This is a genomic window from Psychroserpens sp., assembly GCF_045105015.1.
In the GTDB taxonomy this organism is placed as follows: domain Bacteria; phylum Bacteroidota; class Bacteroidia; order Flavobacteriales; family Flavobacteriaceae; genus Psychroserpens.
The window spans coordinates 1-16,631 of record NZ_JBGCCX010000110.1 but is presented as its reverse complement, the minus strand read 5'-3'; the positions used below and the strand labels follow the sequence as shown (position 1 = coordinate 16,631).

Here is a 16,631-nt window from a genome sequence, read left to right as displayed (position 1 = left end):
TAATACTTCTACTTTATCACCAACTTTTAAATCTGGATTGTAACGGAACTCATTAAGAGAAATTACACCTTCAGATTTAGCATTGATATCAATGATAGCATCTCTATCAGTAATGTGAATCACTTCACCTTCTACAACTTCGTCATCTAATGTATCAACGAAATTTTCAGATACTAATTTTTCAAATTCTTCTAATTGCTTGTCATCCACTGGATCAATTCCTTCTTCGTAATTGTGCCAGTTAAAATCTTTTAAGAATTTTTCAGGATTTGCTTGTGACTCAGATACTTCTACCTTAGGAGTCTCAACTGTTTGTGTTTCTGTAGTTTCAACAGTTGTCGCTTCAGTAGTTTCTACCTCAGCTTTTGGAGTTTCTTTTTCAGACATGTGCTGAATATTAATTTGTATTCTGTACGTTTAGAAAGATTAAAACGAATCACATACAGAAGCGTTATTATTTGTTATTATTGTCCTTTTTTCTTTCTCAATTTCGCTAAAAGGAGTGCAAAAATACATATTCTCTATTAATAAAACAAACAAATCAACTGCTAAACATCCAATTATAGTGTAGTAACTTACAAATATTAAAAAAGCAGCCTAACTTATTGATTTTTTGGCATATAAATTGATATCTTTACATTACGTATAACACATAAATTAAAACAACTATTATGGTAAAAGCTAAATACCAAAGTGTACTAGACTTAGGAGAAAAATTAAACATTAAAGAAGGAAATGTTGCAGAAGAAAATGGAGTTTTGAAAGTTTGGGGAACTGCAAATACACAGTATGAAAAAAACTTACTTTGGGATGCTATTAAAGCTGCTGGAGGTGAAGATCCAGGAGATATTATGGCAGATATAAAAGTTGCTGATGAATCTGTTTTTCACAGACATACAGTACAAAGTGGAGAAACTTTAGGGAAAATTGCAAAGCACTATTATGGCGATGCAATGAAATACCAAGACATTTTTGCTGCTAATTCTGATATTTTAAAAAATCCAGATTTAATTCATCCAGATCAAGAATTGATCATTCCAAACCTATAGTATAATAGGTTCAAACAAAAAAAGCGACCAATGGTCGCTTTTTTTGTTTGATGACATTTCTAAATGCTAACGATGTTGTTTAATAATCACTAATTCACATCAAATGAAAACTTTAAAATCAGTATTTATATGCATATTAATTATATCTGTATATGCATGTAGTAAAGAAGACGATAACTCTCAACAACAAGAAGGCTCAGAGCTTATCGATAATTTTCTAGACGCAGATATAATAAATGCGTTAAATACACTTGGATTCAATTTTAGAACTGGCTCAGAAACACCTAATATTGCTGGCGATTTCAAATTTGATCCTCTTTTACTGATAAGTAACACAACTAACATCACTTATGAAAATGAGGTTAATTATATAAATGGCAGTATTTATAAGATCTCTAACTTAAATGCTGAAAATAGAAAATTTAATTTTCAAATTACAGATTTAGTTGGCAATCCAAGCTTTACCCTAACAAGCGATACGTTCTATTATGGTGAAGGAAATAGTTTCTGTGCTTTTGTAAAATTATTACCTTATGAACAATCTGAAGAACCTTATTTATTACTAGCTATATCTGGAGTTGTATCAGAAGATGGAATCATTAATGCTGAACAAGCGTATGTTAATTTAACAGATCGTGAAGAATTTGGATTTGAAAGCTTAAGAGGTCAAGGACAATTAGCTAGAGATGATGACAATCTAGCAGAAAGACAATAATAAAGAATAAGACTTTATTGAACGATTCAATTTTTAAATAAAAGATTGAATCGTTTTTATTTTGATAAAATATGGTTTACCAACTCTTTGATCGTCTCTAATTGTTCTTCTACAGTTAATTCTGAGTTATCTATTTCAATCGCATCCTCTGCTTTTACTAATGGTGAATCCTCTCTTGTAGAATCTATTCTATCTCTAGTGGTGACATTTTCTAAAACATCATCATAGCTTAAATTATGGCCACGTTCTAATAATTCTTTGTAACGACGATTAGCTCTAATTTCAGCTGAGGCTTTCATAAATATTTTCAATTCAGCATCAGGAAACACAACAGTTCCAATGTCTCGACCATCCATGACAACACCTTTATCTTTTCCGAAATTTTGCTGTTGCAATACCAATTGCTCTCTAACTTCAGACACAGTTGCTACCTGACTAACGAATTGAGAAACTTCTAATGTTCTAATTTGCTTTTCAACGTTTTGTTCGTTGAGATAAACTTCAGCAAAACCTAATTCTTCATTAAATTTAAAACTGATTTTAATAGCACCTAATTGGGTAATAAGTAATTCTTTATCAAAACAATTCTCTTGAATTAAATTATTCTGCATTGCATACAAAGTAACTGCGCGATACATTGCTCCAGAATCGACATATATATAGCCCAAAGATTTAGCTAAACGCTTAGCAACTGTACTTTTACCAGTAGATGAAAAACCGTCTATAGCTATTGTAATTCTATTCATTATCTTAAATCAATTTGTAAACCGAAAAAGCTGGTGTTAGACGCACTAGTGTATCTAGCATGTGTATAACTAAATCGTATTTTATTTAATTTAATTCCGACACCAAAGGATAATCCTGAAAAATTTCTTTGTTCTTCAATTCGGAGTTCTTCTGCTCTTCTAAAATTATAACCCAATCGCAAACTAAAACCTCGTTCTGGAAACAATTCTGCACCCAACACTGTATGTCTCATGACCTCTCCTAAAAATCCAACTTCTTCTTGAGTTTGATTACCATCAAGGTCAGTTGTAGCTCTTGAAGGGTTGGCAAAAGATAATGGCCATCTTTGTAAGTTTTCAAACGTAAGATGCCATCGCAAAGGTAAATTTTCAAGTGTTTGTGACAAACCTAATGAAATCTCTAAGGGCAACTTTTCTCTTAATCCTGCATAAGTTACTATTTGTGTTCCAAAATTTCTTACACTTAATGCCGCGTGAAAATCTAATTTTTCATTAATATAAATCGCTCCAAAATCTGCTGCAACACCAATAGAGTTATATTGTTCTAACTTTGAAGTTATCATTTTTAAATTAGCACCTACATAAAAATCAGTATAAGGAATTTGAAAAGCATAACCAGCAGATAATGCAGCTTCATTACCTGTAAAAGTTCCTGTGGATACTCCATTTTGATCATATCCATCAAATTCACCATAGTTTATGTAAGTCATTCCAATATGCAGAGTCTGTACATGTCTGTCCCAAGTATAGGCATAGGCAGCTGTTCCATAACTAATTCCTGCTAAATAACTTGAATAATTTACAGCTAATTGGTTGTCCATTTCAGCATTAATGCTTGCAGGATTAAACAAGCCACTTGTCACATCATAATCATAGTTGGTTATGACTTTTCCACCAAGTGCAGCTTGACGTGGAGAAGACACTAAATTCAAAAATTGAAATGTAGCCTCACCTCCTACTTGGGCAAATAAAGTAGAAGAAGTTAATAGACAAATAAACGCGGTAATTTTCTTTAGCATATAAGTTTGCAAAGTAAATAAATCTATCTTAAAACGAGGATATGTCTATTTTATTTTTTTGAAAGGGTGGAATTCTGATTTACGTTAAGTTTTTGTCCAATTTTAATTAGACTACCAGTTATATTATTAAGATCTTTTAATTCTGCAACAGTAGTATTATTTCTTTTAGCTATACTATATAATGTATCTCCTTTAGAAACAATCCATGTAATCTCAGCTTCTGAAAAATCAAAATTTCTAACTCTTAAAGTCTGACCAGGTTTAATGAGTGTTGTTTCTAATCTATTTGCAATAATTAGCTCATTTAAAGTAGTTTTATAACGTTTAGAAATTAAATAAAGATTCTCATTCTCCTTTACAACATGAAAGTCGGAAATCATAGTTTCTGTTTTCTCAACAGTATTTTCAGTAGACTTATGAGTTGCTAATTCTGAATCTGCAAGAGTTTCAATAAAATCTTCTGAATTGTTTAATTCGGAAGAACTTTCAGATTCATCTAATAGCTCTGTTTCGGCTACTTCATCAGTTACACTTTGAATTGAATCAGAAACTAATTGATTTTGTGGTGTTGCAGAAGATGTTACAATATCCTTTAATAAATTCGTTTTGATTTCAGTTCTCGTATCAAGTAGTGAGTCCTTAATTTTTTTTGCAGCTCTGGATGTAGCAATTTCACCATTAGTGTAAGTGACTTCACCAGTTGTTAAATTAAGTTTTGCTGGCTTCCCATTAAGAAGCACATCTTTGAAATTATTGGTTTCATTAGTTTGCGCAAAAGCTCCAAAACTAGAAGCTGCAAAAACTAAAACCATAGCTATTAATCTAAAGTTTTTTAGCATTCTTTACTCGTTGATTGGTTAATGCCAGTTTTAAGACATCACTCATATCTTTCACATAATGAAATCTTAAACCCCTCAAATATAAGGGATTTATTTCTTCTATGTCTCTTTTATTATCCTCACAAAGTAAAATTTCTTTAATTCTCGCGCGTTTAGCTGCCAAAATCTTCTCTTTAATCCCTCCAACAGGTAACACTTTTCCTCTCAGCGTAATTTCTCCTGTCATCGCTAAACTACTTTTCACTTTACGCTGAGTAAATAAAGATACTAAAGACGTTAGCATTGTAACACCAGCACTCGGACCATCTTTAGGAGTTGCTCCTTCAGGTACGTGAATATGCACATTATATTTTTCAAAAATATCTGGATTAATTCCGAATTCATCAGCATTGGCCTTGATGTATTCCATGGCTATGGTTGCAGACTCCTTCATAACTTTACCTAAATTACCAGTAATCGTAAGGTTGCCTTTTCCTTTTGATAATATAGATTCAATAAATAAAATATCGCCTCCTACTCTAGTCCAAGCTAAGCCTGTAACTACACCAGCAACGTTATTATTTTCGTATTTATCACGTTCTAATTTAGGAGCGCCAAGAACATCTATAACATCTTCATTAGTAACTTTGAGGTTATATGGTTCCTCCATTGCAATATTCTTAGCTGCATGACGCACCATTTTTGCAATTTGTTTTTCAAGTCCGCGAACTCCAGATTCTCTTGTATAGCCATCAACAATTTTCTCCAGTTGTGGTTTCGCTATTTTTAAATGTTTATCGGATAATCCGTGTTCTTTTAGTTGCTTCGGAAGTAAATGGCGTTTTCCAATTTCTACTTTCTCTTCAATGGTGTAACCAGTCACATTAATGATTTCCATTCGATCTCTTAAAGCAGGTTGAATCGTATTTAAACTATTAGATGTTGCGATAAACATTACTTTAGATAAATCGAATCCCATTTCAAGGAAATTATCATGAAACTCACTATTCTGCTCTGGATCTAACACTTCTAATAATGCTGAAGACGGATCACCTTGATGAGAATTGGTTAGTTTATCTATTTCATCCAGTACAAAAACAGGATTTGAGGTTCCAGCCTTTTTCAAACTTTGAATAATACGTCCAGGCATTGCTCCTATATATGTTTTTTTATTCTTATGGATTTCAGCTTCATCACGTAAACCACCTAATGACATACGCACATATTCTCTACCGAGAGCTTCTGCTATAGACTTTCCCAAAGATGTCTTTCCTACACCTGGAGGGCCATACAAACATATAATTGGTGACTTCATGTCATTTCGCAATTTCAAAACAGCTAGGTATTCAATGATTCTCTTTTTCACATCATCTAAACCATAATGATCGCGATCTAAAATTTTCATTGCACGTTTTAAATCGAATTTATCTTGACTAAACTCATTCCATGGTAATTCCAGAAATAAATCTAAATAATTTCTTTGAATAGAATATTCAGCTACTTGAGGATTCATACGTTGCATTTTTGATAATTCTTTATCAAAATGCTCAGCAACCTTATCATCCCACTTTTTTTGTTTAGCTCGCTTACGCATATCTTCAATTTCTTCACCAGAAGAAACACCTCCTCCAAGTTCTTCTTGGATGGTTTTCATTTGTTGATGTAAGAAATATTCACGTTGCTGTTGATTCATATCACTTTGAACCTTAGATTGGATATCATTTTTAAGTTCCAATTTCTGAAGTTCAACATTCATGAATTTTAAGGTGGCTAGTGCACGTTGTTTTAAATCATTAATTTCTAATAATTCTTGCTTTTCCTTTACAGAAAGATTCATGTTAGAGGATACAAAATTTACCAAGAACGAATTACTTTCAATGTTTTTAATCGCAAAAGTGGCTTCGGTAGGAATGTTTGGACTGTCTTTTATGATTTGAAGAGATAAGTCTTTAATTGATTCTATAATTGCAGAAAACTCTTCATTGTCAACTGCAGGTTTCGCTTCAGGAACATCTTTTACGGTAGCTGTTAAATAAGGGTCTTCTGTAACAATATCTTGAATTTCAAAGCGTTTTTTTCCTTGTATAATTATAGTTGTATTGCCATCTGGCATTTTTAAAACTTTCAATATACGTGCTACTGTTCCTTTATGGAAAACATCCTTACCAGAAGGGTCTTCAATAGTTTCATCTTTTTGAGATACAACACCTATAACTTTACTTCCTTTGTTTGCATCATTAATCAATTTGATAGATTTATCTCTACCAGCTGTAATTGGGATTACAACACCTGGAAACAAAACCGTATTACGTAAAGGTAATATAGGTAGTGAATCTGGAAGGGTTTCATTATTTATTTCTGCTTCATCTTCAGGTGTCATTAAAGGAATTAATTCTGAATTTTCATCAAAATCCTGAAATGACAAACTGTCAAGCTTTAAGAAATTAGACTTTGCCATAATATTTTTTTAGTCATTCTGTCATTAAACAAACAGAAGTTAGAAATTTATTTATTTTAAACAATCACATTCAACACTGTATATCAATGATTTAACATGTTAAAGTAATTATATACCTTTATCTAATTCCAATAGTTATGCCATTACACTTCAAAAAACTAAAAACTTTTTTTATTAAAAGTGTAACAATCTGTTCACCCTCTCATCTCTATAATAAAGCATTTGTTTTTTGATACTAACCAACCAAAATATAGAGCAGTTATTACAGCTATGTAAATCTGGAGACCAACATGCACAAATGGAAGTCTACAACAGATACTATAAAGCAATGTACAACACAGCCTTAAGAATCGTAAAAGACAGTTTTGAAGCTGAAGACATCATGCAAGATTCATTTTTAACCGCTTTTACAAAATTGGATAATCTTAAAGAGATTAAAACTTTTGGATCATGGTTAAAACGAATTGTCATTAACAATAGCATATATCATTACAAAAAGAATAACAAATATAATGACGTGCCTTTAGACGACGTACTCTATAAAGTAGAAGATCATTCTGGCATTGGCGAAGTTGAAACATTTTCAAGTATAAAAGCTAATCAAATTCTAGACACAATGAAATTGCTTAAAGATAATTATAGAATGGGCTTAACATTGCATTTGATAGAAGGTTATGATTACGAAGAAATATGTGAGATAATGAACATTACTAATGCGAACTGTAGAACATTAATATCACGAGCTAAAGAAAGCTTAAGAAAAAAATTAGCCCCTTTGGCATCTTAATACAATTGATATGAAAAAAGACGATATAGATACACTTTTTAAAACATTTGAAAATGAGTTTGATGTTCATTCACCAAACACTGGTCATCAAAACCGGTTTTTAGAAAAATTAAAGCAACAAAATATTACCGTTGTAGACAATACCTCTAGAAAAACAAGTTATTGGAAACCATTTTTAGCAGTTGCTGCATCAATTGTGCTTTGTTTTAGCATTTTTAGTGTGATGCAACAACAAGAACCAGAAATAAAAGATTTAGCAAATGTATCTCCTGAATTATCTAGAACTCAAGATTTTTTTACGTTAGCTATAGAAAATGAGTTGGTTGCTCTTGAAACTGAACGCTCACCAGAAACAGAAGAGTTGATTAATGATGCTTTAAAACAACTTAAAGTTTTAGAAAGTAATTATGAAAAACTCAAAATAGATTTAACCGAATCTGGAGATGACCAACGTGTTGTTCATGCTATGATTTCGAACTTTCAAAATAGAATCAATGTTTTAAATCATGTTTTAGAAAACATTGAAGAAATCAAAACATTTAAAAATAACAAATCAAATCAAAATACTTTATAAAAATCAATAATCAACAAAAAACGTTCCTGTGCAGTTATTATATACTCCAATTAGGAAATTAAAACAATCATTATGAAAACAAATTTACTATACAACTTATTATTTGCACTTGTACTTGTTCCAAGTATAGCTCTAGCAGGCAATTCTACAAAATGGTCTGGAAAACATACCAAAGAAAAAACCATAAAAAAAGAGTTTAATGTTTCTAGCGATGCTACATTAAAAGTAAACAATAGCTATGGTAATATTAATATTACTACATATGAAGGCTCAACTGTCACAATAGAAGTCAAAATAAAAGTTAATGGCAATGACATTGAAAAAGTACAAGATAAACTAGAAAACATTGATGTTGATTTTAGTGCATCTCCATCTGCAGTAATTGCAAAAACAATGTTTAGCAAAGAAAAATCTAATAATTGGTGGAATTGGGGAAAGAAGAATAATGTAAATATGTCTATTAATTACATCATCAAATTACCAATCACAAATAATGTAGATTTAAGTAATGACTATGGAAGTATTACATTAGACAAGCTAGAAGGTCGTGCCGAAATCAGTTGTGATTATGGAAAAATAACAACTAAAGAGTTAATGGCAGACAATAACGATATAAGGTTTGATTACACTAATAACTCATACTTTGAATATATAAAAAGTGGAAGTATTAATGCCGATTATAGTGGTTTTACTGTTGGAATGGCTAAGTCTTTAGATATTAATGCTGATTATACATCTTCTGAAGTTGAAGTCGCAGAAAACATCTCTTATAATTGTGATTATGGTTCACTGAAAATTAATAATATAAATAATGTTGAAGGTAATGGTGATTATTTAACCCTTAGATTAGGTACAGTACACAAAAATGTGAGTATTAAAGCAGATTATGGATCTATTAAAATTGGAAAGATGGCTGAGAATGCAGGAAACATTGAAATAGAATCAGATTATTGTGGTATTACAATAGGTTACGATGCAGGTTATGCTTTCAGTTTTGATATTGATCTAGAGTATGCTTCCTTAAGAGATGCAGATGAATTTGAATTTACAAAAAAACGGATAGAATCTTCAGATAAATATTATCAAGGATATCACAAAACATCTAACAGTGGAAATATGATCAGAATAAAGACTGAATATGGAAGCGTAACATTTAAAAAACAATAATAATTCAATCAAAATAAACACAAAAAAAATGAAAAAATCAATCTTACTTACAGCACTTCTATTTTGTATCTCATTTAGCTATGCAGATAAAAAAATTAAAGGAAACGGAAAAATAATAACAACGACTAGATCAACATCAGACTATGATGGCATTAAGTGTGCAGGTTCATTCGACTATATTTTAGTAGCTGGCACTGAAGGAAAAATAACAATTGAAGGCGAAGAAAATTTATTAGATTATGTAGTTACTGAAGTCAAAGACAATCAACTAGTAGTTAAGACAAGAAAGAATGTATATCTAAAACCGAGTAACAATAAAACTATAAAAATTACTATTCCTTTTAAAGACATTGACAACGTGTCCTTATCTGGTTCTGGCGACTTATGGAATGAAGATGTTATTAAAGCAAATGATTTAGACGTTGCCTTAGCAGGTTCTGGTGATGTGGTCTTAGATATTAGAGCAACAAACACAGAAGGCAGAATAGCTGGTTCTGGTGATTTAACTTTAAAAGGTAGTACAAATAAACTTGAAGCTAAAGTAGCTGGCTCAGGAGATTTTCATGGATTTGACTTACAATCTAACCATACTGTAGTTGCGGTAGCTGGTTCTGGTGATGCTGAAGTTGTTTGTAATGAAAGTTTAAAAGCAAGAGTAGCTGGTTCTGGTGATATTGAGTATCGAGGAAATCCGAAAACTGAAGACACTAAGGTTGCAGGTTCTGGAAGTATTAGCAACTAATCTCATCATAAAAAACAAAAAAGCCACAAGTTTAAAACTTGTGGCTTTTTTGTTTTTCAAACTGTAAGTATTAATAAGTCATATCGACTATGCCTTGCGATAAGCTTAAATTTCCTCCAGAATTACTCGTTACAATACCTCCAAATGTACCTTGAATTACTCCACCAGAATTTACAGTAATGTTATTTGTAAAATCATCAAAACCACTGGTATCTGGAAAGTATTCGGTCCCGTTTAAAGTCAATATAAAATTTTGCATAACATCTATACCAGTAGTTCCTTCTGGTACTTCAAATTCAATGAAGTAATTAGCACCTTGGTCAGTATTACTACCATTAACCATAACTATACCAGAATTTAATACAGCAGTACTTGTTGTAATAAATTGAATATTTAATGTTCCAGTCGTAACACTTAACGTACCTGATGAAATAACAGAAGAACAATCTCCCAAACTATCGATTATAGCTTGAATACTTCCATTAGTATCGCCACAAACTACTATTTGATTTTGCAATGCAGACTCATAAGCATTACACAAATCTGAATCTGCTGTATTAGCGTTATAAGCATTTCCTGCTTGAGTCGCGGCATTAGTTGCTGCTTCACATGGATCTGGGTTAACTATAGGCTCACAATTACCTAGGCCATTTAAAACAGATTGTGTGCCACCATCATTTCCACAAAAGGCTATTAAATCTAAAAGTGTATCTCTATAAATGTTACATAATTGAACATAATTATCATCAGTAGCTAGAGCAAAAGCAGCCTGAGCTACTCCTACTGCAGCAGTTGCTGAAACACAGTCATCTACAACTATATCATTAACACAAGTCCCTAAACTATTTAATTGAGTTTGTAATATACCGTCTGGATCACCACAAAACTGTATTTGTACTTCTAGTGCGTTTCTGTATTCAATACATAACTGCGTGTAATTTGCATCAGTAACATCCAAAAAGGCAATTGCAGCATCTTGAGTGTTTTGTGCTGCTATCTCACATGACAATTCATTTTCTTCAGTAAAATCGCCTTCTAATGGCTCATTTTCGCATGTAAAGGCGGTTAACAAGACAAATAAAGAAAATAGGTACGATAATTTTTTCATAGCAAAATTGTATTTATTTTTTACAAACATACTAATTTATAAAATACTGTTAGTTTACAATCTAAACCAAAAAAAAGACTAGAAGTAAATTCTAGTCTTTTAATTTATTGCTTGATAAACTTTTTCTAATCTAGTTTTTGCCAAACTGATGTTGAAATGATATGGATTGTAACAGAAATACCGGGTTGGTTCTGTACTTGTACTTCATCTTGTGCAAAAGTTAAAGTTTGTCCATCATCACTTAAATCAAACTCCGCCATCTGTTCTTCTCCAGCTGTATCTTGTGGCATACCATCAACATCAAATTCAACAAAAGTACCATCTACAGTCATAATGTTTCCATTTGTTGAGTATATTCCAGAGCCATTAACATTGTTATACGAATCTGTATAAGTTGTTGTTTCACCATCAAATGTAGATGTTGTTACTAAATCATAATCACCAGAAACACTGTAAGTTGATTGTTCAAATGTTAAAATATAATCGGAATCTATCGCTTCAGAAACAAAGTTAGAATCAAATACAACTCCATTTACATCAGATTCAGTTGTAATGTCTGAACTAAACTCAATCAATTCCCAATCGCCAAGTAAAGACGTATTATCATCACTTTCATTGTCATCATCATTATCTTGAAACTCTTGATTTAGCAAATCACTATCAATTGATTCATTTTCACAAGTAAAAGCTGTTAGTAAGACAAATAAACAACAAAGAAATCCTAATTTTTTCATGATATAATTGATTTAGTTTTAACAAACATACTAATTTTAATTTGCAAACGTATTTTCTTTTGGAACTCTAAATAATAAAACGATACCTACTAAAAAGAAGATGAATAAAAACAGAATAGCATTTCGCATACTACCAGTGATTTGATCAATAGTTGCAAATATTACCATACCAATCACAATACCAATTTTTTCCGCTACATCATAAAAACTAAAATAGGATGTTGTGTCTTCTGTATCTGGCAAAAACTTTGAATATGTTGATCTTGCTAAGGATTGAATTCCTCCCATAACTAAACCAACTAATGATGCAGCAATGTAAAACTGCATAGGTGTCTTCATAAAATAAGCGTAAACACACAATGACATCCAAATAAAATTAATAACAATTAAAGTTGATATATTTCCAAATTTCTCTGAAGCTCTTGAAGTTAATACAGCACCCAAAATCGCAACTAATTGTATCACAAGTATACTAATTATAAGTCCTTGAGTTTTAGCATCAGAACCACCCCAAGTAATTTCTTCCTCTCCAAAGTATACAGCTACAAGCATTATCGTTTGTACTGCCATACTAAAAACAAAAAAGGCTACGAGATACCGTTTCAATCTTAAATTATCTTGAAGTTGAATCCAAACTTGTTTTAATTCTTTTAAACCATCTAAAACAACTGCTCTTGTGACTTTATGTCCACTAGACGTTCCTTTTGGCAACCAGTAAAATGAATATTGACTAAATAATATCCACCACAAACCTACAGTGATAAAAGAATAACGCATCATCTGTATTTTGTCTTCTCCATTTTCTTGGCTCATAACCATTACAAGGTTAACTATTAAAAGTAGTACGCTACCAATGTAACCCATGCTAAACCCACGAGCACTGATACTATCTTGTTGTTCTGGGAATGCTATATCTGGTAAATAAGAATTATAGAATACTAGACTTCCCCAATACCCAATCAAACCCATAAAATAGAACATTAAACTTGTGTGTATATTCTCAATGCTAAACCAATATAATCCAATACAACCAGCTCCACCTAGATAACAGAAAAATTTCATAAAATTTTTCTTGTTTCCTACATAATCTGCAATACCTGAAAGGATTGGTGATGTTATTGAAACTACTAAAAATGTAAATGCTGTTACATAAGTAATTAACGCTGTACTTTTGAATTCCATTCCAAAAGCTGAAACTATCTTTTCAGTTTCTGAAATAAACAAAGCTGAATAAAAAATAGGAAATATTGAAGAAGCAATAGTTAGCGTATACACTGAGTTAGCCCAATCGTAAAAAGCCCATGCATTTAGCAGTTTTTTACTGCCTTTTTGAAGATGTTCCATAAAAAAAGCTGCTTTTTAATAAGCAGCTTCTAAAATAAGATATTTTTATGAACTTAATACTAAAACGCTCCTAATGGCCTAAATGAGTTAGTGCCAAATTTTTTAGCTTCAGCTTTAGCAGCTGGTGACCATTCTTGTAAATTAGAAATTCGTGTATCATTTGAAGGGTGAGTACTTAAAAACTCTGGTGGAGCTTGACCTCCGCTATTAGCTTTCATACGTTTCCATAATTCTGCAGCTTCATCAGGATTGTAGCCTGCAATAGCCATTAATGTTAGTCCAAATTTATCTGATTGTGTTTCATGGCTTCTGCTAAAAGGTAACATTCCTAAAACATTAGATCCAACTCCATAAGACTGATTAAAAATATTACGCGTTTGCTCATCTTTTATAGCTATGTTTCCAACAACACCAAGTCCTTGTTGAAGATAAGCAGCACTCATGCGTTGTTGTCCATGATTAGCTAATGCATGAGCGACTTCGTGCCCCATAATAGCAGCTACACCTGTTTCATTTTGAGCTATTGGAAGAATTCCTGTATAGAAAACAATTTTTCCTCCTGGCATACACCAAGCATTAACGGTTTTATCATTAACCAAATTATATTCCCATTGATAATCCTTTAAATAACCTTCGTGACCATTTGCATTTAACCAACGTTCAGCCGCAACAGCAATACGTTGCCCTACACGTTGAATCATTTCAGAATCAGAAGTTCCATTAACAATGTTGTTTTCAGATAAAAATTTATCATACTGAGCAAATGCAGATGGAAAAATTTGACTATTAGACACGAATGCTAAAGTTTTATTTCCAGTTAGTGGATTAGTAGCACATGACAAGAACAACGCTAAAGTCAAAACTGTTACTATCGTATTTTTATATTTCATGGTTAATTGTTTTTATTTTACTAGCTAATTTACAAAATTCGTTTCGTAATATTTGACACAATCAGATTTAAAATGTCACAACTACATTGAATTTAAATTACAATCGTAAATATTAAAATAAAATACATTGGTATTTTTGCAAATGAAGTAAGTTATCTTAATAATTTCGACTTAAAAAAAAATTATTTATCAAATGAAAAATATAATTATAGTATTAGTAGTTGCATTATTCTTTAGTTGTAATTCATCTGCTCAAAAACAAAAGGAAGAGAAAAAAGAATTTCCAGTTACTAAAACGGAAACGGAATGGAAAGCAGAATTAACTCCTGAACAATTTTATGTTCTTAGAAAAGCTGGAACTGAACGTCCATTCTCTAGTGATCTAAATAAAGAATACAGTGAAGGTGTTTTTCATTGTGCTGCATGCAACACACCACTATTTAAGAGTGAAGATAAATTTGATTCCGGTACAGGTTGGCCAAGTTTTGATCGTGAAATAGAAGGCAATGTTGAATTTTCAGTTGATTATAACCTTGGCTATGCAAGATCTGAAGAACATTGTGCCACTTGTGGTGGACATCTAGGGCATGTATTTAATGATGGCCCGAGGAATACAACAGGAAAACGACATTGTATTAATGGCGTCGCATTAAAATTCGTTCCTAAAGGAGAGTAAGCTCATGACTTACCAAATAGCGATATAAATTCTAACTATCACACTTCATAGTTTTAAAATATTTATGTCGCTAATTTTATTGAGTAATTTCAAATCTGATGAATAATTCATATCTAAAAAGCATTTTAAAGCAATTCGAATATTATAAAAGTCTTGGGGACACCACGATAAATCAATTAAATTTTGATGAGATTCAAAAAGAATTTATTCAGGATTCTAATTCGATTTCAATAATTGTAAAACACATCTCTGGAAATATGTTAAGCAGATGGACTAATTTTTTAACTGAAGATGGAGAAAAAGAATGGCGACATCGCGATAGTGAATTTGAAGACACATTTAAAAGTAAAGAAGAATTGCTAAAATACTGGAATAACGGTTGGAACTGCTTATTTAAAGCTATAAGATCTTTAACCTCAAAAGACTTAGAACGTATTATCTACATTCGAAACCAAGGTCATAGTGTTACTGAGGCCATTAACAGACAATTAGCACATTACTCCTATCATATTGGTCAACTCGTTTTTATTGGAAAACTTATAAGAGGAAATGATTGGACTTCATTATCTATTCCCAAAGGAAAATCGGCAACTTACAATCAGGAAAAATTCAGTAAAGAAAAAGGTCGAAGACATTTTACTGATGACCTTTAATATTACAATTTGGTTTCGTAACTTCGTAACCTTAAAAATTAGACAAAAATAGACTCATGAGTAAATACGATGTAATAGTACTTGGAAGTGGTCCTGGAGGCTACGTAACTGCAATTAGAGCCTCTCAATTAGGCTTAAAGACTGCTGTTGTAGAAAAAGAAAGCCTAGGTGGAGTTTGCCTTAATTGGGGTTGTATTCCAACTAAAGCGCTATTAAAATCTGCCCAAGTTTTTGAATATTTAAAACATGCCGAAGATTACGGACTAAAAGTGAAAGATGCGGAACATGATTTTGATGCTGTTGTAAAACGAAGTCGTGGTGTTGCTGAAGGAATGAGCAATGGTGTTAAATTTTTGATGAAAAAAAACAAAATTGATGTCATTGAAGGATTTGGGAAATTGAAAACTGGTAAGAAAGTTGAAGTAGACGGAAATATATACAGTGCAGACCACATTATTATTGCTACAGGAGCACGATCGCGTGAATTACCAAGCTTGCCTCAAGATGGCAAAAAAGTAATTGGATACAGAGAAGCAATGACTTTACCAAAACAACCAAAGAAAATGATTGTAGTTGGTTCTGGCGCTATAGGTGTAGAATTTGCTTATTTTTATAATTCTATGGGAACCGAAGTCACTATTGTTGAATACCTTCCTAAAATTGTTCCTGTTGAAGATGATGATGTTTCTAAACAATTGGAACGATCATTTAAGAAAAATGGAATTAAAATTATGACTTCTTCTGAAGTGACTAAAGTTGATACGTCTGGAACAGGTGTAAAAGCAACTGTAAAAACTAAAAAAGGAGAAGAAGTTCTAGAAGCTGATTTAGTGCTATCTGCAGTAGGAATTAAATCAAATATTGAAAACATAGGATTAGAAGATGTTGGTATTGCAGTGGATAGAGATAAAATCTTAGTAAATGATTACTACCAAACTAATATTCCTGGATATTATGCGATAGGAGACGTAACTCCTGGTCAAGCTTTAGCGCATGTAGCTTCTGCTGAAGGTATTTTATGTGTTGAAAAAATTGCTGGACAACATGTTGAAGCTTTAGATTACGGAAACATTCCTGGTTGTACTTACTGTTCTCCAGAAATTGCGAGTGTTGGCCTAACCGAAAAACAAGCTAAAGAACAAGGGATCGAT

The 16,631-nt window shown here is 32.0% G+C and carries 17 protein-coding genes and 1 pseudogene; 9 read left to right on the top strand and 9 right to left on the bottom strand.

Annotated features, from left to right (window positions below):
• A pseudogene (locus AB8B90_RS08000) lies at positions 1–387 on the bottom strand (30S ribosomal protein S1); the annotation flags it as partial.
• Positions 388–671: 284 nt separating this feature from the next.
• Between AB8B90_RS08000 and AB8B90_RS07995 the strand changes: the two are divergent.
• Both AB8B90_RS07995 and AB8B90_RS07990 read left to right on the top strand, forming a co-directional pair.
• Positions 672–1,049 (top strand): LysM peptidoglycan-binding domain-containing protein, encoded by a 378-nt coding sequence (locus AB8B90_RS07995; protein ID WP_405335467.1) that lies wholly within the window; start codon positions 672–674, stop codon positions 1,047–1,049.
• Between the two features lie 103 nt (positions 1,050–1,152).
• Complete coding sequence (locus tag AB8B90_RS07990; RefSeq protein ID WP_405335465.1) at positions 1,153–1,764, top strand: hypothetical protein; 612 nt, start codon at positions 1,153–1,155, stop codon at positions 1,762–1,764.
• Between the two features lie 56 nt (positions 1,765–1,820).
• Here AB8B90_RS07990 and cmk read toward each other — a convergent pair whose 3' ends face one another.
• From cmk to lon, 4 genes are read right to left on the bottom strand one after another with little or no spacing between them, the layout of a single operon-like run.
• Positions 1,821–2,510, bottom strand: coding sequence for a (d)CMP kinase (gene cmk, locus AB8B90_RS07985; RefSeq protein WP_405335463.1), 690 nt, complete (start codon positions 2,508–2,510; stop codon positions 1,821–1,823).
• Positions 2,510–3,529: a type IX secretion system protein PorQ gene (gene porQ / locus AB8B90_RS07980; RefSeq protein ID WP_405335461.1), complete on the bottom strand. Its 1,020-nt coding sequence runs from the start codon at positions 3,527–3,529 to the stop codon at positions 2,510–2,512. The genes cmk and porQ overlap by 1 nt, the downstream gene beginning before the upstream one ends.
• Positions 3,530–3,579: 50 nt before the next feature.
• Complete coding sequence (locus AB8B90_RS07975) at positions 3,580–4,368, bottom strand: LysM peptidoglycan-binding domain-containing protein (RefSeq protein ID WP_405335459.1); 789 nt, start codon at positions 4,366–4,368, stop codon at positions 3,580–3,582.
• Entirely contained in the window at positions 4,352–6,805 is a 2,454-nt protein-coding gene (gene lon, locus AB8B90_RS07970) for an endopeptidase La (protein WP_405335457.1), read from the bottom strand. Before lon ends, AB8B90_RS07975 begins: the two co-directional genes overlap by 17 nt.
• Before the next feature lie 229 nt (positions 6,806–7,034).
• On the opposite strand from lon, the gene AB8B90_RS07965 reads away from it, so the two are divergent.
• The 4 genes from AB8B90_RS07965 to AB8B90_RS07950 all read left to right on the top strand — a co-directional run bounded on the left by AB8B90_RS07965 (position 7,035) and on the right by AB8B90_RS07950 (position 10,075).
• Entirely contained in the window at positions 7,035–7,592 is a 558-nt protein-coding gene (locus AB8B90_RS07965; RefSeq protein ID WP_405335455.1) for an RNA polymerase sigma factor, read from the top strand.
• Between the two features lie 10 nt (positions 7,593–7,602).
• Positions 7,603–8,166 (top strand): hypothetical protein, encoded by a 564-nt coding sequence (locus tag AB8B90_RS07960; protein WP_405335453.1) that lies wholly within the window; start codon positions 7,603–7,605, stop codon positions 8,164–8,166.
• A gap of 72 nt (positions 8,167–8,238) precedes the next feature.
• Positions 8,239–9,333, top strand: a complete 1,095-nt coding sequence (locus tag AB8B90_RS07955; protein ID WP_405335451.1) for a hypothetical protein — start codon at positions 8,239–8,241, stop codon at positions 9,331–9,333.
• 28 nt (positions 9,334–9,361) lie between these two features.
• Complete coding sequence (locus tag AB8B90_RS07950) at positions 9,362–10,075, top strand: head GIN domain-containing protein (RefSeq protein WP_405335450.1); 714 nt, start codon at positions 9,362–9,364, stop codon at positions 10,073–10,075.
• Positions 10,076–10,145: 70 nt separating this feature from the next.
• Here AB8B90_RS07950 and AB8B90_RS07945 read toward each other — a convergent pair whose 3' ends face one another.
• The 4 genes from AB8B90_RS07945 to AB8B90_RS07930 all read right to left on the bottom strand — a co-directional run bounded on the left by AB8B90_RS07945 (position 10,146) and on the right by AB8B90_RS07930 (position 14,151).
• Entirely contained in the window at positions 10,146–11,183 is a 1,038-nt protein-coding gene (locus tag AB8B90_RS07945; RefSeq protein ID WP_405335448.1) for a hypothetical protein, read from the bottom strand.
• Between the two features lie 125 nt (positions 11,184–11,308).
• Entirely contained in the window at positions 11,309–11,917 is a 609-nt protein-coding gene (locus AB8B90_RS07940) for a hypothetical protein (protein ID WP_405335446.1), read from the bottom strand.
• Between the two features lie 36 nt (positions 11,918–11,953).
• Complete coding sequence (locus AB8B90_RS07935; protein ID WP_405335444.1) at positions 11,954–13,261, bottom strand: MFS transporter; 1,308 nt, start codon at positions 13,259–13,261, stop codon at positions 11,954–11,956.
• A 59-nt stretch (positions 13,262–13,320) separates the two neighbouring features.
• Positions 13,321–14,151, bottom strand: coding sequence for a M48 family metallopeptidase (locus tag AB8B90_RS07930; protein WP_405335442.1), 831 nt, complete (start codon positions 14,149–14,151; stop codon positions 13,321–13,323).
• A gap of 193 nt (positions 14,152–14,344) precedes the next feature.
• Between AB8B90_RS07930 and msrB the strand changes: the two genes are divergently transcribed.
• The 3 genes from msrB to lpdA form a co-directional block, all read left to right on the top strand.
• A complete protein-coding gene (msrB, locus tag AB8B90_RS07925; protein WP_405335440.1) occupies positions 14,345–14,827 on the top strand; it encodes a peptide-methionine (R)-S-oxide reductase MsrB in 483 nt (160 codons plus the stop codon).
• Between the two features lie 98 nt (positions 14,828–14,925).
• Complete coding sequence (locus tag AB8B90_RS07920; protein WP_405335438.1) at positions 14,926–15,480, top strand: DUF1572 family protein; 555 nt, start codon at positions 14,926–14,928, stop codon at positions 15,478–15,480.
• 56 nt (positions 15,481–15,536) lie between these two features.
• Positions 15,537–16,631, top strand: a 1,095-nt coding sequence (gene lpdA, locus AB8B90_RS07915; protein WP_405335437.1) for a dihydrolipoyl dehydrogenase, incomplete at its 3' end; no start/stop codon positions are given.